This is a genomic window from Sporosarcina sp. HYO08, assembly GCF_001563475.1.
Classification (GTDB): Bacteria; Bacillota; Bacilli; order Bacillales_A; family Planococcaceae; genus Sporosarcina.
In genome coordinates, this window is record NZ_LPUT01000001.1 from 525,799 (window position 1) to 547,181 (window position 21,383).

At 43.1% G+C, this 21,383-nt stretch carries 23 protein-coding genes; 22 read left to right on the forward strand and 1 reads right to left on the reverse strand.

The window, feature by feature from the left end; genetic code table 11:
• Positions 1-8 precede the first annotated feature (8 nt).
• The 19 genes from AU377_RS02630 to AU377_RS02715 all read left to right on the forward strand — a co-directional run bounded on the left by AU377_RS02630 (position 9) and on the right by AU377_RS02715 (position 16,722).
• The gene (locus AU377_RS02630) at positions 9-908 is read left to right on the forward strand and encodes a hypothetical protein (protein ID WP_067403642.1); all 900 of its coding nucleotides are present in this window, start codon (positions 9-11) and stop codon (positions 906-908) included.
• Positions 905-1,081 carry a hypothetical protein gene (locus tag AU377_RS15425; protein WP_156450352.1) on the forward strand — a complete coding sequence of 59 codons (177 nt, stop codon included), beginning with the start codon at positions 905-907 and terminating at the stop codon, positions 1,079-1,081. The genes AU377_RS02630 and AU377_RS15425 overlap by 4 nt, the downstream gene beginning before the upstream one ends.
• A gap of 70 nt (positions 1,082-1,151) precedes the next feature.
• On the forward strand, positions 1,152-1,577 hold the full coding sequence (locus AU377_RS02635; RefSeq protein WP_067403645.1) for a hypothetical protein: 426 nt from the start codon (positions 1,152-1,154) through the stop codon (positions 1,575-1,577).
• Positions 1,564-2,112 carry a SpoIIIAH-like family protein gene (locus tag AU377_RS02640; RefSeq protein ID WP_067403648.1) on the forward strand — a complete coding sequence of 183 codons (549 nt, stop codon included), beginning with the start codon at positions 1,564-1,566 and terminating at the stop codon, positions 2,110-2,112. Before AU377_RS02635 ends, AU377_RS02640 begins: the two co-directional genes overlap by 14 nt.
• Before the next feature lie 128 nt (positions 2,113-2,240).
• A complete protein-coding gene (accB, locus tag AU377_RS02645; protein WP_067403650.1) occupies positions 2,241-2,741 on the forward strand; it encodes an acetyl-CoA carboxylase biotin carboxyl carrier protein in 501 nt (166 codons plus the stop codon).
• A 14-nt stretch (positions 2,742-2,755) separates the two neighbouring features.
• On the forward strand, positions 2,756-4,102 hold the full coding sequence (gene accC, locus AU377_RS02650) for an acetyl-CoA carboxylase biotin carboxylase subunit (protein ID WP_067403653.1): 1,347 nt from the start codon (positions 2,756-2,758) through the stop codon (positions 4,100-4,102).
• Positions 4,103-4,117: 15 nt separating this feature from the next.
• Complete coding sequence (locus AU377_RS02655; protein ID WP_067403656.1) at positions 4,118-4,522, forward strand: Asp23/Gls24 family envelope stress response protein; 405 nt, start codon at positions 4,118-4,120, stop codon at positions 4,520-4,522.
• Positions 4,523-4,667: 145 nt separating this feature from the next.
• Entirely contained in the window at positions 4,668-5,045 is a 378-nt protein-coding gene (gene nusB, locus AU377_RS02660; protein WP_067403658.1) for a transcription antitermination factor NusB, read from the forward strand.
• 23 nt (positions 5,046-5,068) lie between these two features.
• Positions 5,069-5,938, forward strand: coding sequence for a bifunctional methylenetetrahydrofolate dehydrogenase/methenyltetrahydrofolate cyclohydrolase FolD (gene folD, locus AU377_RS02665; protein ID WP_067403661.1), 870 nt, complete (start codon positions 5,069-5,071; stop codon positions 5,936-5,938).
• Positions 5,939-6,009: 71 nt separating this feature from the next.
• Positions 6,010-7,365 (forward strand): exodeoxyribonuclease VII large subunit, encoded by a 1,356-nt coding sequence (gene xseA / locus AU377_RS02670; protein WP_067403664.1) that lies wholly within the window; start codon positions 6,010-6,012, stop codon positions 7,363-7,365.
• Positions 7,366-7,608 carry an exodeoxyribonuclease VII small subunit gene (locus tag AU377_RS02675; protein ID WP_082731881.1) on the forward strand — a complete coding sequence of 81 codons (243 nt, stop codon included), beginning with the start codon at positions 7,366-7,368 and terminating at the stop codon, positions 7,606-7,608.
• On the forward strand, positions 7,601-8,485 hold the full coding sequence (locus tag AU377_RS02680) for a polyprenyl synthetase family protein (protein ID WP_067403668.1): 885 nt from the start codon (positions 7,601-7,603) through the stop codon (positions 8,483-8,485). Before AU377_RS02675 ends, AU377_RS02680 begins: the two co-directional genes overlap by 8 nt.
• Positions 8,486-8,600: 115 nt before the next feature.
• The gene (dxs, locus tag AU377_RS02685) at positions 8,601-10,502 is read left to right on the forward strand and encodes a 1-deoxy-D-xylulose-5-phosphate synthase (RefSeq protein WP_067403671.1); all 1,902 of its coding nucleotides are present in this window, start codon (positions 8,601-8,603) and stop codon (positions 10,500-10,502) included.
• Entirely contained in the window at positions 10,499-11,320 is an 822-nt protein-coding gene (locus AU377_RS02690; RefSeq protein WP_067403674.1) for a TlyA family RNA methyltransferase, read from the forward strand. The genes dxs and AU377_RS02690 overlap by 4 nt, the downstream gene beginning before the upstream one ends.
• An 88-nt stretch (positions 11,321-11,408) precedes the next feature.
• On the forward strand, positions 11,409-11,858 hold the full coding sequence (argR, locus tag AU377_RS02695; RefSeq protein WP_067403678.1) for a transcriptional regulator ArgR: 450 nt from the start codon (positions 11,409-11,411) through the stop codon (positions 11,856-11,858).
• A 51-nt stretch (positions 11,859-11,909) separates the two neighbouring features.
• Entirely contained in the window at positions 11,910-13,613 is a 1,704-nt protein-coding gene (gene recN, locus AU377_RS02700; protein ID WP_067403682.1) for a DNA repair protein RecN, read from the forward strand.
• 244 nt (positions 13,614-13,857) lie between these two features.
• Positions 13,858-14,811, forward strand: coding sequence for a SpoIVB peptidase S55 domain-containing protein (locus tag AU377_RS02705; RefSeq protein WP_067403685.1), 954 nt, complete (start codon positions 13,858-13,860; stop codon positions 14,809-14,811).
• A gap of 283 nt (positions 14,812-15,094) precedes the next feature.
• Positions 15,095-15,898 carry a sporulation transcription factor Spo0A gene (gene spo0A / locus AU377_RS02710; protein ID WP_067403688.1) on the forward strand — a complete coding sequence of 268 codons (804 nt, stop codon included), beginning with the start codon at positions 15,095-15,097 and terminating at the stop codon, positions 15,896-15,898.
• Between the two features lie 116 nt (positions 15,899-16,014).
• The gene (locus tag AU377_RS02715) at positions 16,015-16,722 is read left to right on the forward strand and encodes a glycerophosphodiester phosphodiesterase family protein (protein WP_067403690.1); all 708 of its coding nucleotides are present in this window, start codon (positions 16,015-16,017) and stop codon (positions 16,720-16,722) included.
• Positions 16,723-16,782: 60 nt separating this feature from the next.
• Here the strand turns inward: AU377_RS02715 and AU377_RS02720 are convergent, their stop codons facing one another.
• The gene (locus AU377_RS02720) at positions 16,783-17,016 is read right to left on the reverse strand and encodes a DUF2627 domain-containing protein (protein ID WP_067403693.1); all 234 of its coding nucleotides are present in this window, start codon (positions 17,014-17,016) and stop codon (positions 16,783-16,785) included.
• 155 nt (positions 17,017-17,171) lie between these two features.
• Between AU377_RS02720 and AU377_RS02725 the strand changes: the two genes are divergently transcribed.
• The 3 genes from AU377_RS02725 to AU377_RS02735 are packed head-to-tail and all read left to right on the forward strand — an operon-like array spanning position 17,172 to position 21,307.
• On the forward strand, positions 17,172-19,211 hold the full coding sequence (locus tag AU377_RS02725) for a sigma 54-interacting transcriptional regulator (protein WP_067403695.1): 2,040 nt from the start codon (positions 17,172-17,174) through the stop codon (positions 19,209-19,211).
• A 23-nt stretch (positions 19,212-19,234) separates the two neighbouring features.
• Positions 19,235-20,158 carry a phosphate butyryltransferase gene (gene yqiS, locus AU377_RS02730; RefSeq protein WP_067403699.1) on the forward strand — a complete coding sequence of 308 codons (924 nt, stop codon included), beginning with the start codon at positions 19,235-19,237 and terminating at the stop codon, positions 20,156-20,158.
• A 45-nt stretch (positions 20,159-20,203) separates the two neighbouring features.
• On the forward strand, positions 20,204-21,307 hold the full coding sequence (locus AU377_RS02735) for a Glu/Leu/Phe/Val dehydrogenase (protein WP_067403702.1): 1,104 nt from the start codon (positions 20,204-20,206) through the stop codon (positions 21,305-21,307).
• Positions 21,308-21,383 lie beyond the last annotated feature (76 nt).

The window sequence follows — 21,383 nt, forward strand, 5'->3', positions numbered from 1 at the left end:
GGCATGACATGATTGCTTTTTTTCAAAACATTGTGGGGTCTGTCTTAAATAATTTTATCATCGTCATCATTGCGACCTTAATGGCACTATTTATTGATTTTCTATTTCCAACTTTTTCGAAGTGGACAAGAATGTTCTTGCTTTTCATCGTCATTACGATCGTGCTGCAACCTGCATTTGAACATTTGGTGCTCATTCAAAAGATCGCTCATTCGATCTCGATGACATTCTTATCCATTTATCCCGTTTTAACGGCAGCGATGATTGCTTCTGGTGGGGCATTCGGCATGTTAAACTTCCAGCCCGCCATGCTGCTCTTCGCAAATGGTGCTGTTTTTTTAACGGAACGGCTGCTCATCCCATTATTGACAGCTGCTATTGTATTAGATTTAGCATCGAGATTATTGCCGGAAGTGTCGTTTAGTAAAATGTCCGATCTCATTCGGACAACCCTGCTTGGCCTCGTTTCGGCTCTCGTCACAGCTTATTCAATTTTCATCACAACAGGCGGAACAATGTCTTGGGCGATGTCTGGATTTGCAAGTGAACCGATTAAAGAGCTTGTGCGGCAAAATGTTCCATTCATCGGCTCATTCATGACGGAAAGTCTAGGGGCGATTGGCAAGTATTCATCCGGCGCGGCCATTTTCGCTGGCGGCTGGCTCATTACGAGTATTTGGACAATCGCGTTGGTGCCTACGTTAAAAACACTTTTTACCGCTTTTTTATATCGTTGGACTGCCGCGCTCATTGAACCATTTGCAGACGAAGATATTACAGGCGTTTTGGACGATATTGGCAAAACGTTATTCGTCCTCTGTGCCGTATCTTTTCTCATTGCATTCGCACTGATTTACACTGCATTATTTACAGTTATTCTTGTCAAATTAATCACGACAATGAAATGAGGGGAAACGATGGAATCTTTCTAAGCGGCGTTGTGCTCATTACGATTTTATCAGCGACGATTTTGCTAGTTGTACCGGATGATGTGGCGGATGAGCTCATTCCAATTGTTAAACTCGCGATGGGGATTTGGATTCTCCGCTCACTCTTAAATTTTTTTGGTCATAGCCTTTGATGAAAATGCATAAAATGAATCATTGATGACAGGTAAATAGCCGGCTCAATGAGTGAAAATGGTGATGTGATTGGAAAAACCAAAACGGAAATTTCATATGATTCTTGTCGCGGCTGTCATTGTCTTTGTCATCATTTTCATCAATTCCAGCCTTGGCGGAATCGGGGGGGAGAAAGAGCAGAAGAAGGAAAGTCGGGAGCTTGCGGCATTAGAGGAAACATTGATGCAAATTGAAGGAATCGGTGACATCCAATTATATTTTCATTATAAAAATGGTGAAAGTGCTGATCCACTGTCCGATTACTTCTCTCCAGCTACTGCATCGTCTAAGAAGGGGAACGATCTGCAAGGCATTCTTGTCGTAGCGGAAGGTGCGGGAGATCTCAAAATTCAGAGCAGGCTATCTAGTATATTATCAACCGTGCTTCAGTTGCCCGAACATCGCATCGTCATCGTTGAAATGAAGAAAAGGGGGAACACAAATGAAAACGAATAAGCGAACAGTTTGGTTTTTAACATTGTTAAGCCTAGTCGCAGTCATTTCCATCTATTACGTAAAAGAAAAAGCACCCATGCCGTTTGACGGGATTGCGATCTTCTCTAAAGAAACGAGGGATGCAACAAATCTTACTGAAAAGGCGAGCGACCCGACAAAAACAACGCCGGTCTTTGCAGAAGGGGTCTTATTTGAAGAGATGCGCATGCAAGTACGCGATGAACGAAGTCAAATTAAAGATCAGTTGACGGATAAGATGCTATCTTCGGATTATACGTCTGAAGAAAAGAATGCCGCTTTTGATGAAATGGCTAAAATGACAAAACAAGAATCAGCTGAAGCGTTAATGGAAATGCAAATTAAAGCGCTCGGCTATCCCGATGCTTTCGTAAGAAAGGATGAAGGGAAAGTAAATGTCACTGTTCTCTCTTCAGAGGATGGTCATTCCGCGGAAATGGCAGAAGAAATTATCCACTATGTGAAGACAAGTTGGGAAGATGCGCAAGTCGTACAAGTTGACTTCACTGGTGATTGACCGATATAGAAACGAAAAGCCCTGTAAAAAAAGGGCTTTTTTTTGATCAAATTGCCCATATCTGTTTCAAAAAGGAAGGAAAACGTCTAATATAGAGTAGAAGATCATTAAAGTCAGGAGAATCGATTATGTTGAAAATTCAGGAGATCCGTGAAATTATTAAACTCATTGATCAATCTTCAATTGAAAAGTTTTCATTTGAATCAGAAGGAACGAAAATTAAATTAGAAAAAAATAGTGGGAAACAAGCAACAGCTATTATACAAGAGACAGTTGCAGCACCAATTGTTCAGCGGGAAGTCGTCGCGGCCCCTCAGCCACAAGTCCAAGCAGTTCAAGAAGAAGTGCCTGTACAAGCACCGGTTGAAACAGCTGCAAATGATGCATCACTACATAAAATCACTTCGCCGATGGTTGGTACTTTTTACGCATCATCTTCACCCGATACACCGCCATACGTACAAAAAGGTGACAAAGTACAAGCCGATTCCGTTGTTTGTATCGTTGAGGCAATGAAGTTATTCAATGAAATCGAAGCGGAAATTTCAGGGGAAATTGTTGAAGTGCTTGTCAACGACGGACAACTAGTGGAATACGGACAACCCCTCTTCCTTGTAAAAGCAAATTGAGGAGGTTTTTGTAAATGAAAAAAATATTAATCGCCAACCGTGGTGAAATTGCGGTTCGTATTATTCGCGCGTGTAAAGAACTTGGGATTCAAACGGTTGCAGTTTATTCCGAAGCCGATCAAGAAGCGTTGCATGTAGAACTTGCGGATGAAGCGTATTGCATCGGCTCTAAGCTGTCAAAAGACAGCTATTTAAATTTTTCCAATATTATTAGTATCGCCAAGCTTACAGGCTGTGACGGCATTCACCCGGGTTACGGATTTCTGGCTGAAAATGCAGACTTTGCGGAGCTTTGTGAAGAAGTCAATATTGAATTTATCGGTCCAACTTCAGATGCGATTTCGCAAATGGGCACAAAAGACGTTGCACGTGACACAATGGAGCGAGCTGGTGTGCCAATTGTTCCAGGGTCAGACGGCATTGTCGCCGATGCAGACGAAGCGCTCCAAATTGCAGAGGTTATCGGTTTTCCGGTCATCATTAAAGCAACAGCAGGCGGCGGCGGAAAAGGGATTCGTATTGCAAAAGATCGTGAAGAATTGATAAAAGGCATTTCGATTACGCAAAAAGAAGCAGCAGCGGCTTTTGGCAACCCAGGCGTCTATATCGAAAAATATATTGAAGTGTTCCGCCACGTTGAAGTACAAGTACTTGCTGATAAATTTGGTCATACGATTCATCTTGGAGAGCGTGACTGCTCTATCCAGCGCCGTATGCAAAAGCTTGTGGAGGAAGGGCCATCACCTGCTTTAACACCTGAGCTTCGCAAGGAGATGGGGGAAGCAGCAGTGAAAGCAGCGCAAGCTGTCAATTACGAGGGTGCGGGAACGGTTGAATTTATTTTTGATCATATCAATCAGCAGTTTTACTTTATGGAAATGAACACACGTATCCAAGTTGAACATCCGGTGACAGAAATGATTACGGGTGTTGATTTGATCAAAGAACAGCTGAAAATTGCGTCGGGCAGGGAATTATCGATTCGACAAGAAGACATTAAGATCAACGGCTGGTCTATTGAGTGCCGGATCAACGCTGAAAACCCTTATAAAAACTTCATGCCATCACCAGGTAAAGTAACGATGTACTTACCGCCGGGCGGTTTAGGCGTGCGCGTTGATTCTGCCATGTATACGGGGTATACAATCCCACCGTTTTACGATTCTATGGTAGCGAAGCTCATTGTCCATGCCGAGACGCGGGAAGAAGCGGTTAAACGGATGAAAAGAGCTTTGGAGGAATTTGTCATCGAAGGTGTTGAAACGACAATTCCTTTCCATTTGCATTTAATGGATCATGAAGTTTTCCAATCGGGAGATTTTGATACGAAGTTTCTTGAGAAACATTCAGTTCTGGACTAAGAAAGGAGAATTCGAATGGTTGAAAAAAAAATTCCATCATTCGTTGGAATGGCTCCGACAGGGGATGCGAAGCTGGGGCGTATTCAGCTTGCACCCGAAGTTCTTGAAGTGATTATTGGCATCGCCGCCGGGGAAGTGAAAGGCGTTGTGAGAACGCAAGGGAATTTTGCGGCAGGCGTTGCGGAGAAATTAGGAAAAGTGATGTACGGAAAAGGTGTGAAAACGCTATGGACAGAAGACGGCTTAATCATAGATGTTTACTGCGTGTTGGAATATGGCGTGAGCATACCTGCTGTTGCTGAGGAAATTCAACATGAAATTAGGCACACCATTTTCCATATGACATCGCTTGAGACAAAAGAAGTTAATGTCCATATCACAGGTATCGAACCTGAAGCGGTAGATTTGACTACTCGTTAAGCATGGGATAAGCATCGTCCAATTGGATGATGCTTTTCATCTTGCGAATGTATGGCTGGAGATTGAATTTGTCACACTATATCTTGATGGTCGCTTTGTGATATGATATTGCATTAGAGATATGGTAGTGAAGGAGAAAAAAATTATGAAACGACGAGAAGCACGTGAAAAGGCGATTCAGACACTATTTCAGCTTGAAAATACGGATCTTTCGCTTGATGAAGCGATTGCCTATATTACAGAGAAGCCCATGGATCGGTTTTATGAACAAATTGTCCGTGGAACAGTAGAGAGAAAAGAAGAAATTGACGAAACACTCGTTGGAAAACTAGAAAATTGGTCATTAGATCGCCTTCCTAAAATTGAGCGAACCGTCTTGCGACTTGCTGCCTACGAATTGCTTTACCAAGAAACACCGCATAAAGTCATCTTAAATGAGGCAATCGAGCTATGTAAAACATTTAGCGATGAAAAAGCAGGTCGATTTGTGAACGGTGTCCTATCAAAGTTTGAAGAAAAATAAACCAAATAGTTGGAGGAAGTAAAATGTCTGGAAAAATCATCGATGGCGTTGCCATTGGACAAGAAATCCGAGAAGAAATTAAAGAACGTGTTGCAACATTACAAGAAAAAGGCTGTCAGCCAGGACTTGCGGTCGTGCTCGTAGGCAATGACCAAGCTTCGCGTACGTATGTCACAAACAAACAAAAATCTAGCGTCGCTGTAGGGATGAAGTCTGAGCTTATTGAGCTGCCAGAAACCATTTCCCAAGAAGAACTGCTCGCACACGTTGAAAGACTCAATCAGGATGACTCCATTCATGGCATTCTTGTGCAACTTCCATTGCCGAAACAAATTGATGAAAATGCGGTCATCCGTGCGATTGATCCTGCGAAAGATGTCGATGGCTTCCATCCTGAAAATGTCGGGAAGATGATTATTGGCCAGCGTGCGTTTTTATCCTGTACACCATATGGCATTGTGAAACTATTGGAGCGTACAGGTACGGATATTAGCGGTAAACATGCGGTCATCGTTGGGCGCAGCAATATTGTCGGAAAGCCAATGGGACAATTATTATTGCAACGTGATGCAACGGTCACGTATTGCCATTCAAGAACGAAAGATTTAACAGCTTTTACAAAACAAGCTGACATTTTAATCGTCGCAATCGGTCAAGCTAAATTCATTACCGGCGATCAAATTAAAGAAGGTGCGATTGTTATTGATGTCGGTATGAACCGAGATGAAAACGGCAAGCTTTGCGGAGACGTCGACTTTGCATCAGCAAAAGAAGTCGCTTCTGCGATTACACCAGTACCTGGCGGTGTAGGGCCGATGACCATTACGATGCTTCTGAAAAACACACTTCATAGTGCGGAAAAAGCGAGCAAAGAAGGTCGCTGCGGACAGTAAGAAGGTCAAAAAGGGGCTGTCCCAACATGCTGGGACAGCCCTTTCTACTGTGCGGGTTGGAGGTGATTCCATTGTCTGAAAATCCATATTTATCGGTAAGAGCGCTTACCAAATACATAAAACGAAAATTTGATGCGGATCCCCATTTGCGCAATGTCTATGTAAAAGGCGAGCTGTCAAACGTCAAACGACACCCAAGCGGTCATATTTACTTTACGCTCAAAGATGAGCATAGCCGCATTCAGTCGGCGATGTTCAGATCACATGCAGGGCAGTTGAAGTTCAAACCTGAAGAGGGGATGAACGTTCTTATTACTGGAGACGTCACTGTATATGAAGCGAGTGGACAATATCAATTGTATGTGCAAACGATGCAGCCGGACGGCATTGGCGCATTGTATCTTGCCTTCGAACAATTGAAAGAATCGCTTCAAAAGGAAGGCTTATTTGATCCGCGCTTTAAAATGCCGCTGCCGACGTTTCCGGCCAAAGTCGGTGTTGTCACTGCGTCATCCGGAGCTGCCATTCAAGATATTTGTTCAACGATTACGAGGCGTTATCCGCTGGCTGACATTGTTTTATTTCCAGCCGTTGTGCAAGGCCCGCAGGCAGCGCCGTCTATTATAAAATCCATCGAGCAAGCCGAAAATCATGGAGCGATTGACGTGCTCATTGTGGGGCGCGGCGGCGGTTCCATTGAAGACTTATGGGCTTTTAATGAAGAATCTGTGGCAAGGGCCATTTTTTCCTGTAAAATTCCCGTCATTAGTGCTGTCGGTCATGAAACGGATACAACGATTGCCGATTTTGTTTCTGATCGCAGAGCCCCAACGCCAACTGCGGCGGCCGAAATGGCAGTCCCCGCACAAGAAGAGCTGTTCGAACGCATGTTAGATCGGAAGCGGGCGTTGTATAGGGCTTTATCCCATCAATTGAAACACCAGCGAAAGCGGCTTCATACGTTGCAAAGCGCCTATCCTCTTCAATTTCCAGATCGACTCTATCGCCCATTTACCGAACGGCTAAGCGGTTTGGAAGGAAGACTCATACGGAGTCGGCAGGAAATACTAGGAAGTAGAACGGCCCAGTTCCAAAAATACCAGGGTCTGCTCGCCTCTTTTTCGCCGCAACACCGGATCCGTGAAGAGGATCGGCATTTAACATTGTTAACGGAACGTCTCTCAAGGGCGGCGTTTCAAGATCTTCGCAGAGAGAAAGAACGTTTTCAATCATCATTACGAATGTTGCAAGCTTTAAATCCATTAACAATTATGGAACGCGGTTATGCGATTGTCTACCGGGACGGGGAAGTCGCGAACCGGGTTGAGTCCATGGAAGTTGATACAACTATACAAATTCAATTACAGGACGGAACAGTGGATGCAAAAGTCCAATCTGTTACACGAGCAGGCGAGGGGGATATATAGGTGGAGAAAGAGGAGATCCGCTTTGAAGAAGCGATGCAGTCGTTAGAGGAAATTGTTCAAAAGTTGGAAAGCGGGGAAGTTCCGCTTGAAGAAGCGATTACGCTTTATAAAAAAGGAATGGAACTCTCATCGTTCTGCCATAGTAAATTACAAGATGCTGAAAAACAACTCATTTCGATCATTGATCGAGATGGCAACGAGAAAGCTTTTGATCCAACAAAGGGGGGCAATTCGAATGCATAAAGAGTTATCAAAATTTATTAATGACAATCTTCCGCTGATCGATGAAAAACTTCATACGGTGTTGGATGGGGTCAATCTGTCAAAAACATTAAAAGAGTCAATGGCTTATTCAATCAATGCAGGCGGTAAACGGATTCGTCCATTGTTAGTGCTCGCCACATTGAAGGATTTACAGGCAGATTCAAAAGATGCGCTAGCGGTTGCCGGTGCGATTGAACTTATTCATACATACTCGCTCATCCATGATGACCTGCCTAGCATGGATGATGATGATTACCGCCGCGGGAAATTAACGAATCACAAAGTATTTGGAGAAGCTGTTGCAGTACTTGCGGGAGATGCACTCCAGGCATTGGCATTTCAAATGTTATCAGAGTTAAAAGAAACGAATCCAGCAGATGCTTTGCGGCTGATGCATCTATTAGGGACTGCCTCGGGAGCAGCGGGTATGGTTGGCGGACAAATGCTTGACTTAGAAGGCGAACAAAAAAAGCTCTCTCTTTCTGAACTAGAGCAGATTCATATCCATAAAACAGGAGCTCTTCTCTCATTTTGTATTGAAGCTGGCGCTATTCTTGCGGGCCTGGAATCGGAAAAAGCGGAAAACTTAAAAGAATATGCCTATCATATCGGCCTTGCCTTCCAAATCCAAGATGACATCTTGGATGTGACAGCAACAACAGAACAGCTTGGGAAGACAGCGGGCAGTGATACAGCAAGTGAAAAGTCGACGTATCCAGCTTTATTAGGATTGGACGGGGCACAAGAACGATTGATGGCACATCATCAGTCTGCAAAAGAAGCGCTTGCTTTTTTAGAAGTTGAAACATCGCTTTTGGCATTATTTGCGGATTATATTGTAGAACGCCAGTCCTAACCATTCAGGGCACTTAACCGTATCATTTTGAAATTGTTGTACTAACCGCCTAGCCTGTTATAATAGATGCAGTGTAAATCCAATAGCAATATTTAGACGAAGGTGTGTGATAGTGATGGATGTAACAAAAATTACGAATCCATCTTTTCTTAAGAAGCTCGACAAAGAACAGATGACAAAACTTGCCGAGTCGATTCGGAAGTTTTTAATTGAAAAATTGTCTGTAACTGGCGGTCATATTGGCCCCAATCTTGGTGTAGTCGAACTGACGATCGCGCTCCATCGAAACTTTGATAGTCCCGAAGATAAAATCATTTGGGATGTCGGACATCAAGCGTATGTGCATAAAATCCTGACAGGACGCGCAAATGATTTTGATACGCTTAGGCAGTATAAAGGCTTATGCGGTTTTCCTAAAATGATTGAAAGTGAACATGACGTTTGGGAAACCGGTCATAGTTCAACGTCATTATCTGCTGCGATGGGGATGGCGGCTGCGCGCGATGTGCAAGGAAAGTCGAATTATGTCATTCCTGTCATTGGGGATGGTGCGTTAACGGGCGGTATGGCACTTGAGGCGCTTAATCATATCGGCCATGAGAAAACGAATATGATTGTCATTTTAAATGATAATGAAATGTCGATTGCGCCGAACGTAGGTGCACTTCATACCGTCCTCGGTAAACTCAGAACAGCTGGCAAGTACAAATCTGCTAAAGAGGAATTAGAATTTATCATGAAAAAAATTCCAGCGGTAGGCGGAAGAGTTGCTGCAGCGGCAGAGCGCGTAAAAGATAGTTTAAAATACTTGGTCGTCTCGGGCGTGTTTTTCGAAGAGCTTGGTTTTACGTATCTTGGTCCAATTGACGGCCATGATTATAATGATTTGGAGCGGAATATTCAATACGCTAAGAAAATGAAGGGTCCTGTTCTTTTGCATGTCCTGACGAAAAAAGGAAAAGGATTTCGCCCTGCCGAAAATGATAAAATTGGCACATGGCATGGAACGGGTCCGTATAAAATCGACACCGGTGACTTTGTCAAATCGACTGCCACGGCACCTTCCTGGAGCGGACTTGTTGCAGAAACGGTTCGAAAAATCGCACGGGAAGATGATCGGGTCGTAGCCATTACGCCGGCCATGCCAGTCGGTTCGAAACTAGAAGGCTTTGCAGCGGAGTTCCCGAAGCGATTTTATGATGTCGGTATTGCAGAACAGCATGCGGCAACGATGGCAGCAGGCATTGCGACACAAGGCATGAAACCGTTTTTATCGATCTACTCAACGTTTTTGCAGCGTGCATACGACCAAGTGCTGCATGATATCTCGCGGCAAAAGTTAAATGTGTTTATCGGCATTGATCGTGCGGGGTTAGTCGGGGCTGACGGCGAGACGCATCAAGGGGTCTTTGACATTGCTTTTTTAAGACATTTACCAAATCTTGTCATCATGATGCCAAAAGATGAAAACGAAGGGCAGCATATGGTGAAAACGGCGATTGACTATAAAGATGGTCCAATTGCGTTACGTTATCCGAGAGGAAACGGACTTGGTGTTCCGATGGATGACCAATTGCACGCCATTCCGATCGGCACATGGGAAGTGCTGCGGGACGGCAGTGACGGCGCGATTTTGACATTTGGAACGACCATTCCAATGGCAATGGAAGCAGCTGACCAATTGGCTAAAAAAGGCTTGCATGTGAAAGTGATTAATGCAAGATTTATCAAGCCATTAGACACGAAAATGCTAGACGAGCTGTTTGATTCTGGTATGCCAATTTTAACAGTCGAAGAAGCTGTCCTTGCGGGTGGTTTTGGAAGTGCTGTGCTGGAATATGCGCATGATACATCTAGACATACAGCACCGATTCGACGGATGGGTATTCCAGACGAATACATCGAACATGGAAAAGTCGAAGAACTGTTGGCTGAAATCAGTATGACGGCTGGCCATATTGTCGACTTAATGGAAGAATTTATCGGTAAACATGCAACGGAGAGAGAACGCGTATGAAAGAGAAGCAACCGAAAGAACGAGTCGATGTCCTTTTAGTTGAAAAAGGTCTCGTTGAAACGAGGGAACAGGCAAAACGTTCCATTATGGCTGGGATCGTTTTTTCTGCTGAAACACGGTTAGATAAACCGGGTGAAAAAATCCCGATCGATTCGCCTTTAATCGTCAAAGGGTCGACTTTAAAATATGTTAGCCGGGGCGGGTTAAAGCTCGAAAAGGCGCTTGAGCAATTCGATGTTGATGTCAACGGAAAAATCATTTTAGATATCGGTTCTTCCACTGGCGGATTTACGGATTGTGCGCTTCAAAACGGCGCAAAGCACTGCTATGCACTTGACGTCGGGTATAACCAGCTTGCTTGGAAAATTCGTCAAGACCCACGCGTTACGGTTATGGAGAGAACGAACTTCCGCCACGCAACGCCTGAGCTATTTACAGAAGGAGTTCCCCAATTTGCAACGATTGATGTGTCATTCATTTCATTAACCCTTATTTTACCGCCTTTAAAACAAATATTGGCGGAACAAGGTGATGTGATTGCACTTGTAAAACCTCAATTTGAGGCTGGAAAAGGGAAAGTCGGAAAAAAAGGTGTTGTCAAAGAACGGTCGGTTCATTTAGAAGTATTGCGAAAAATTGCGGACAATGCGGTCGGGACAGGTTTTAGCTTACGAGGAATTTCTTTTTCTCCTGTAACAGGCGGCGAAGGAAATATTGAATTTCTTTTTCATCTCGTATCCGAGCAGAATCCCGAAAATCCATTCGGAGAGACCGAATTCGAAGCACTTGTTCAAGATGCCTATAAAGAACTACTGTAGCGCGCATTTTTTTGCGCGCTTTTCTTCTCGATTCCTAGCAACGCCTTAAGGCTTGGCATTAACATCATTTAACATCGGAGTGATCAAATTGAATAAAGGGCAGCGGCATTTACGCATTCGAGACATTATTTCAAATCATGAAATTGAAACGCAAGATCAGCTTGTCGATCATCTTAAAAAAACAGGCGTTGAAGTGACACAAGCAACTGTTTCACGTGACATTAAAGAACTGCATTTAATCAAAGTTCCATTGCCAGATGGGAGATACAAATATAGTTTGCCTCCTGTCCATAAGTACAATACAGAAGAAAAACTACAGCGGATGCTCACCGATGCTTTTATCGGCATTGACGGAGCAGGACATTTTTTAATCGTTAAAACGCTTCCAGGCAATGCGCATGCAGTCGGTTCACTATTGGATCATGTCGGCTGGGATGAGATGCTTGGAACCATTTGCGGGGATGATACATGTTTGATCATTTGCCGCGAAGAATCGCTGACAGCAGTTGTGAAAGATAAATTGCTGGCAATGCTCTAATAGCTGTACATTAAATTAGTTTAGGTGTTTTGTTTTGGGAGGGATATGGAAATGTTGAGTGAAATTTCCATTAAAAACTTCGCGATTATCGAGCATTTAGAAATATCCTTTGAAGAAGGCTTGACCGTTTTAACGGGAGAAACCGGTGCCGGGAAATCCATTATTATCGATGCTGTCCAATTGCTGGCGGGCGGCAGAGGATCGGCAGAGTTTATCCGGCATGGTGCGAAAAAAGCGGAACTTCAAGGTTTATTTGTCATCCATGAAAATCACCCGGCGATCGATAAATTACTAGATTTCGGCATTGAAGTTGAAGACGGCGCTGTCATCCTGCGAAGGGATTTAAATGTAAATGGCAAATCCGTTTGCCGTATTAATGGAAAAATGGTAACAATTGCGATTTTGAGAGAAATTGGCTCGTATTTAATTGATATTCATGGACAACATGAAAACCAAGAACTCATGCATGAACGACGGCACATCCATCTGTTGGATCAATTTGCTGGTGAAACGCTTCTGCATTCGTTGAAAAATTATACCGAGCTTTATCATCAATATCAAAAATTAAAAAGAAAAGTCGATGAAGCGGATGAAAATGAGCAGCAAATTGCGCAGCGAATTGATCTGTATACTTTTCAACTGCAAGAAATTGAAGAAGCTTCTCTGTTTGTTGGTGAAGAGGAAGAATTGGAAGAAGAAAAGCTTAAGCTTCAGCATTTTCATCGGATCTATGAACGTCTAAACACAGCGTACGAGTCCATTAGCGGGGATATGCATGCACTGGACTGGGTCGGCTCTGCAATGAGTGATCTAGAGGATGCAGCGACGGTCGATAAAGAAATCCTTCCGTATGCGGAAACGGTGTCGACTTGTTTTTATTCTTTGCAAGAAACGGCATATGATGTAAAAAACAAGCTCGATCAAATGGAATTTGATCCGAATCGACTGGATGTGGTGGAAAGTCGATTGGCGCTGTTGTTATCTTTAAAAAGAAAGTATGGAAAGACGATTGAGGATATATTAATTTACCGTGAAGAAATTGCGGAAGCACTTGAAAATTTGCTCAATCGTGACGAACGAATTGCACAGGAACAAGAAAAATTAGAGCATTTGATGCAAGATCTCGTCGTGGAAGCGAATGAACTTACGATTATTCGGAAAAAGATGGCTTTGGCGTTAGAAACTGCTATTATGGCACAACTGAAAGATCTTCATATGGAAAAAGCATCGTTTCAAGTGAAAATTGATAAAAAGCCGGCAAGTACTTTTGATGCGAATGGGCAAGATGATGTTTCTTTTATGATTTCCACAAACTTTGGTGAACCTTTGAAATCATTGACAAAAGTCGCTTCGGGTGGAGAGATCTCGAGAATTATGCTCGCCTTAAAGACAATCTTTTCGAAACATCAAGGTGTGACGGCCATTATTTTCGATGAGGTGGATACGGGCGTAAGCGGTCGGGTGGCGCAGGCAATCGCGGAAAAAATTGCAATGATTGCAACGAACTCCCAGGTTCTTTGTATTTCTCATTTGCCGCAAGTTGCTGCGATGGCAGATCATCATTATTTAATACAAAAAGAAATTCAGAACGACCGTACCCAAACAGCGATTCATGATGTGGTCAGGTCTGAAAGAACGAAAGAGTTATCTCGGATGTTATCCGGTTCGGAAATTACGTCACTAACACTCAAACATGCAGAAGAACTGCTAAATTTGGCCAATGAACGAAAAAAAGTTTTTCGGCAACAACTGTAAAAATGGAGTTGTTCTAGAAGTGCCTGACACCGCTACACACTGTTAAAAAATCGTATCATCATCTTTTTTGATACGATTTTTAGTGGTCAGTGGTGCCAGGCACTTCGTTTTTGATGACTACAATTTATTACCAAACCGTGTGGAGCGTTGTTGCAATTGCTTTTTACATTTTTACTTGTTTTACCCTTTCATAACATTCGATTGAACGGACATACCAATGATATCTTATTTGAGGAGGTGAACTATGGGATGGAGTAGACAGTTGAAGCTGGCCGTTTCCTTTTCTTTACTTTTGCTTATGCTGCCATTTCATGCCGCTTATGCTCACGATGGATCACTCATCCCGATGGGGCATTCAATCGGCATTAAAATGGACCTGCAAGGCGTCTTTGTCACGAATGATGTCATGATTCACAAAGACGAATGGCTAAAGGCTGGAGATTTGATTGAAAAAGTTGACGATGCCGATATACTCGTGTTAACTGATTTTGAAAAGGCGTTAACTGACAAAAAAGAAGTCACTCTCCATGTTTCGCGAAAAGGTGAAGCGAGCCAATTGAAAGCGGACAGTGAAGCAATGCAGCGTCTTTTCCCCTTCTTGAAAGACCGTACAGAAGGAACGGGGACGTTAACGTATGTCGATCCTGAAAAAGGAACATACGGGGCACTTGGCCATCAAATTATTGACAGTGCTTTAAAATCACCGCCGTCCTTCAAATCAGGCTCCATTTTCTTGTCTGAAATCGGTCAGATTAAGAAAAGTGTGCCGGGTATTCCGGGGTATAAAATTTCAACCATTGTTGAAGATGAGGACTTCTTAGGAACAATTCGTTCAAACGGGGTCTATGGCATATTTGGTGCATGGAATGATGCCCAACAAAAAGTGTTAACAGAACCGCTTGAAATTATGCAACCATCGGAATTAAAAGTAGGGAAAGCAGAAATTTTTACAACTGTAAAAGGAACAAACGTGGAATCTTTTGCCATTGAGATCACGTCTGTAGAAACGGAACAGTTCCAATTTGTCCTAACAGATCCAAAGCTGCTCAAAACGACAGGCGGGATCTTACAGGGGATGAGCGGAAGTCCTGTTATTCAAAATGGGAAATTTGCCGGAGCAGTCACACATATGTTTGTCGATGAGCCAGAAAAAGGAGCAGGTCTTTTTTTAGACACGATGCTGAGAGGGGAAAAATAAATTCATGCATGTGTTGCGCTGGGTCAACCTGTACAATGGGTTGACCTTTTTTTACATATTGATAAAATTGACGAAGAATGGAATTTTTATAAAAAAGTGAAAAAACCGTCGAATGTTAGCGAAAGCATATGCCATTAGAATCATTTCCGAAAGTTTCGGAAGGGTTGATATAGACTTTGTCGAAAGTTCTATTTATGATTAAATTCATAAGGTTGTGACTACTTTTGCCGTTTTTTACATTCTTCATTGAATGATCATGGGGAATATGGGAGGAGAACGATGTATGGAAAAGGTAAAAATTGCAATTGCAGACGATAACAAAGAATTGGTAAAAACAATGATTTCTTACTTTGACAGTCATTCTGATATTGACGTCATATGGACAGCTCATAATGGGAATGCCTGTCTTTCTCAACTTGAGGAAAATGTTCCGGACGTTTTGTTGTTGGACATTATTATGCCACATTTAGACGGAATCGCTGTTCTTGAAACGATTAGCGGAAAAGAGAAGTTTACTAATTTACAAGTCATTATGTTAACAGCCTTTGGACAGGAAGATGTCATGACGCAGGCGGCGAGTTTAGGTGCATCTTACTTTATGCTCAAGCCATTCGAGTTTGAACGTCTCACAAATCAAATTTTCCAAGTAGCGGGCGCAAAGAAAACGGTTACACCAGAAGCGATTTCCAGTCAATCTTTTGGGAATAGCCAAACGAATGGTGTGATTAGTCAAAAAGTGTTGGATACGACGATTACTTCAATTATTAAGGAAATTGGTGTTCCAGCACATATTAAAGGCTATGCCTTTTTACGCGAGGCAATCCAAATGGTTTACACAGATGTCGATCTGCTTGGTTCTGTGACAAAAGTATTGTATCCAGATATTGCTGAAAAATATAATACAACGCCTTCACGTGTTGAGCGCGCCATTCGCCACGCGATTGAAGTTGCGTGGAATCGTGGAAACTACGACGTCATCTCGAAAATGTTCGGCTATACGGTGCATCATTTGAAGAGTAAACCGACGAATAGTGAGTTCATCGCGATGATCGCTGATAAAATTCGTTTGGAGCATATGGCAAGTTAACCATGCTAGATTCATTGAATGTCAAAACCTTCTTTTACAAACTAGCTTTGTAAAAGAAGGTTTTTTTATCAAAATGACGCAAATCCTCTTATACTAGTGTTGAAGGGGGAATGAATTTGTCAAGATTGCCAGTCTATGCACATCGCGGAGCATCCGGTGCGGCTTTTGAGAATACGATGAAAGCTTTTATGAAAGCTTATGAACAAGGGGCAGATGGGCTCGAAATTGATGTGCAATTATCAGAGGACGGCGTTCCATTCGTCATCCATGATCCCGATTTAGGGCGGCTGGCAGGCATTCAAACATCTATTGCCGAAATGTCGAGTCATGACCTTGAAAATGTGCGCGTTGGAAAAAAAGGAATGCGATTATTCGCCGGCCACCCGATCCCGACCTTAATGGAAGTCGTATCATTTTGCGCACAGCACAACTTAGGGCTTAATGTAGAATTAAAAGAAACTGTATCTGAAAGACCCGAATCGGTCAGGGAAATTTTATCGATGGTTTCCCTGTTAGATCAAGTGCATATTTCTTCTTTTGATTATCACTTAATGGAGAAAGTAAAAGAATTTGATCCTAAAATGGAAACGGGGTTTCTCGTTCGAAAAAAAGGAGTGGAGTGGGAGCAGCTGGAACGATACAGCGCAGCAGACGGTTTTCATCTCCATAAAAGATTGTTAGTGGAGCCGTATATTGGGAATTTAGCCGCAACGGGAAAGAAAATTCGTATTTATGGTGTCACAGGGAAAGAATTGATCACGACCGACCCGCCGCCTTATATTAGCGGTTGGATTACGGATTATCCAAACAAATTTTTAACATGAGGAAGCAAAAGGGGCTGCACAGAAAGTCTATGAAAACTGACTTTTTGTGCAGCCTCTTTGTCATGATTTAAATCGTGCTTGTACTCTGCCATTTTTACGGTCGCGATGTAATAGAAAGCCTGCGAAAAAACCAATGCCTGCTAAGAATAAAACAAGTCCAATCATAAATTGCAGCCAAATGAATGGAAACGGCGAAAATAAGATGCCGAAAATCGAGTCGCGCATCAATTTAATGCCGCCCGCCGCGATCAAACCTGGAATAAGCAGAACAATAAAAGCTGCTAAACGTGCCATGATTACATCTCCTTATTGAACATGCATCGTCACAAGTTCTTCCAACAAATTTAATTTTACCTTGGGATAATTAATTGTCAAGAAGACTGCAATCATGTATGATGTACCTAAGATTGCAAAAGATTGCAAGTACAAGTGAAGGGAAATGAAGTTCTTTGCAAAACGTTCTCATCATCGGAGCAGGGACAGGTGGTTCGATCATACTAGATCTTGTCTTAAAGTTAGACGATATGAAGATCAAGGCAATTGTCGATACGGATCTATCAGCGCCCGGTATCCAAAAGGCAAAAGAGATAGGATTGCAGTATGGTGTGAATTGGGAACCTTTCATCACCCCCGATTTGCACATCATTTTTGATGTGACAGGGGATGCGCTTGTATTCGAACGCTTATTGCAGGCAAGACCCCAAAATACTGTCGTCATTCCAGGATCGGTTGCGACTCTCCTTGTTCGGCTTCTAAGAGAGAATGATACATATATAAGTAGAATACATGCAGAAATGCATAAACAACGGATGGTTTTCGACTCGATCGAAGAAGGTATGGTCGGCATTAATGAAGACGGAGTTGTTGATTTTTTTAACGAAAGCGCTTCCAAGATGATTGGTATTCCGTTGGCGCAAGCGATCGGCAGACCTATTACAGAAGTGATTCCAACGACCGAGCTGCCAAGAGTTTTGGAAATGGGCAGAGCGGAAGTCAATCAGGAGCTAGTGCTCGGCAATGGGCTGAAAATTGTCACATCCCGTTATCCATTAATCGGTCGGGACGATCAAGTCATTGGCGCTTTCGCGGTATTTAAGGACATTTCAGAAGTTGTATCGTTAGCGGAAGAAATTACGGATTTGAAACAAGTGAAGCGAATGCTGGAAGCGATTATTTATTCTAGCGATGATGCCATTTCAGTTGTGGATGACAAAGGAAATGGTGTGCTCGTCAATCCCGCCTATTCCCGACTTACTGGACTTTCCGAAGAAGAGGTGATTGGAAAGCCTGCCACGACGGATATTAACGAAGGCGAAAGTATTCATATGAAAGTACTAAAAACGCGTAAGCCTTATCGTGGCATTCATATGCGAGTCGGTGAAAACAACCGGGAAGTGATCGTCAATGTTGCGCCCATTCTTGTTGATCATCAGCTTAAAGGAAGCGTTGGGGTCATCCATGATATTACGGAAATGCGTTCACTGATGACAGCACTGGACCAGGCGAGAACAATCATTCGAAAGCTTGAAGCATCTTTTACGTTTGAAGATATTTATGGGGGAACGGCAGATACAGAATTTTCGATTGAACAGGCGAAACTCGCTGCAAAATCCGATATTCCTGTTTTGCTGCGGGGAGAATCTGGTACTGGAAAAGAATTGTACGCCCATGCCATTCATAGTGAAGGCGATCGAAGATTTAACAAGTTTGTCCGGGTCAATTGTGCAGCATTAGATCCAGCGACAGCCGAAAAAGAAATTTTTGGTCAGGAAATGCCAGATTCGAAATTTGGCAATCTGATCGAACAGCAAGGCCTCTTTGAAGAAACGAAAAATGGTACTTTGTTTTTAGATGAAATCATTGAACTCCCCCAACATGTCCAAGAAAAGCTTGTCAATTATTTGAAGGTAGGCACGATCATTCGAATTGGCGGTGTGGAATCAATCCGGCCATCTGTTCGAATTATTGCTGCTACTTCTCAAAACTTGGAGAAGGCAATGTTGGAAGGCCGTTTTAACGAAGAGTTATACTACATGTTAAATCGAATGGCGATTCAAATGGTGCCGCTTCGCGAGCGGAAAACGGATATTCCAGCGATTGTTGGGCATCTTTTAATCAAACTAAACCAAGAGTTTGGCATGACCATTGAAAAGTTGACCGACGATGCCATCCATCGTCTTCAGCAATATGAGTGGCCCGGCAATATGCGCGAGTTAGAAAATGTCTTAAGCCGCGCGATGATTTACATGGGTTCCGGCGAATCAGTACTCGGTTTGGAGGATATCCTAAAATCTTTTGCATCAAAAGATGGGGAAAAACGAACGCTTCCAGAAAAAAGCACGCTTGCTTCCATGATGGACGATTATGAAAAATCCATACTTGAAACGGCATTGCGTGAAAATGAGGGCAATAAATCGTTAGCCGCCAATCGACTGGGGATTTCGCTTCGATCGCTTTATTATAAACTAGAAAAATATGATTTAGACTAATAGATTTTACTTGGAGGTATAGCATGAGTTTATTAGATCAATTACTTAAACAATCTAGGTTACAACATAAGCCTGTTGTTGCGGTTGCGGCTGCTGCGGATAAAGCAGTGTTGGAAGCAGTGCAAAAGGCAATCGAAGAAAACATCGGTTCTTTTCTATTATTTGACGATGAATCGAAGCTTCAGGAGCTATTGTCAGCGCATTTTCCTTCTTTAACTAATGATGCAAATATCCGCATTCATCATACAGAAAACATGACACACTCGGCCGCTGAAGCTGTGAAAGCGGTATCGAGCGGTGAAGCGCATGTGTTAATGAAAGGAAATGTGGCGTCAACAATCATTTTAAAAGAAGTTTTACACAAAGAGTACGGTTTACGGTCTGGAAAAGTGCTTTCGCATGTTGCTGCTTTTGAAATGCCAGGCTATGAGCGTCTTCTTTTCGTAACAGATGCTGCGATGAACATTGCCCCGAATTTAACGGAAAAAGTACAAATTGTAGAAAATGCAGTGGCAACTGCACATGCTTGTGGTGTTACAAATCCGATCGTCGCACCGCTTGCTGCTGTTGAATCTGTGAATGCTGCGATGGAGGCGACGATCGATGCGGCCGCACTCGCTGTTATGAACAAGCGGGGGCAAATTGCCGGTTGCACCATTGAAGGACCGCTTGCACTCGATAATGCGATTTCACCGAGAGCCGCTAAGCAAAAAGGCATTGAAAGCGAAGTAGCGGGACGTGCGGATATTTTAGTGCCGCCGACCATTGAAGCGGCCAATATTCTTTACAAATCCTTCATGTACTTCGGAAACGCAAAAGTCGGTGCCATTATTCAAGGCGCGGCAGCACCCATCGTATTAACGTCTAGGGCGGATAGTGCAGAAAGTAAATACTACTCGCTCGGACTGGCCATATTAACAGCGAAGACGGCAAACGATCAAGGTTAACAAAAAAATAGTAACGACTAAACAGACACCAAGGAGGAAACAGCAATGGAAATTTTTAAGTATATGGACAAATATGATTACGAGCAATTGGTGATTTGTAACGATAAAGCATCAGGTTTAAAGGCAATTATTGCCATTCACGATACAACGCTTGGACCGGCACTTGGCGGCGCGCGCATGTGGACATACGACAGTGAAGAAGAAGCGATTGAAGATGCGCTAAGACTTGCTCGAGGCATGACGTATAAAAATGCTGCCGCTGGATTAAATCTTGGCGGTGGGAAAGCAGTCATTATCGGCGATCCGAAAAAAGATAAAAATGATGAAATGTTCCGTGCGTTCGGTCGTTTCATTGAAGGGTTAAACGGTCGCTATATTACAGCAGAGGATGTTGGAACGACGGAATTTGATATGGATCTAATTAATCTCGAAACGGATTATGTGACCGGTGTATCAGCTGGAGCTGGATCGTCGGGCAATCCTTCGCCTGTTACTGCTTACGGCATTTATCTCGGGATGAAAGCAGCTGCCAAAGAAGCTTTTGGCACGGACTCATTAAAAGATAAAACGATCGCGGTACAAGGTGTTGGCCATGTTGCGTATACGCTTTGTGAGCATCTGCATGCAGAAGGCGCAAAACTAATCATAACAGACATTAATGAAGAAGCCGTGCAGCGTGCAGTCAATGCATTTGGCGCAAAAGCAGTCGGCATCGGTGAAATTTATTCGCAGGAAGCAGATATTTTTGCCCCTTGTGCACTTGGCGCAATCATTAATGATGAAACGATTCCACAATTGAAAGTGAAAGTGATTGCAGGTTCTGCCAATAACCAGCTGAAAGATGCCGAACATGGCGACAAGTTGCATGAAATGGGTATCGTGTATGCGCCTGACTATGTAATCAATTCCGGCGGTGTCATTAACGTTGCAGATGAATTAGATGGATATAACCGCGAGCGTGCGATGAAGCGTGTAGAGGGCATTTACAATGCGCTTGAAAAGATCTTTGCCATTTCAAAAGAAAAAAATATTCCTACGCATATTGCTGCGGACCATTTAGCAGAAGAACGCATTGCACGCGTAGCAAAAACACGCAGTACATTTTTGCAAAAGGAAAAAAGTGTTCTATCCCGTAAAAATCAGCAGTAAGAACCCTCTGAAATCATGAGGGCAGGTTCACTTTATCCAATCGATTCTTACGAGGGGGGAGAGTTTCTCCTCCCGC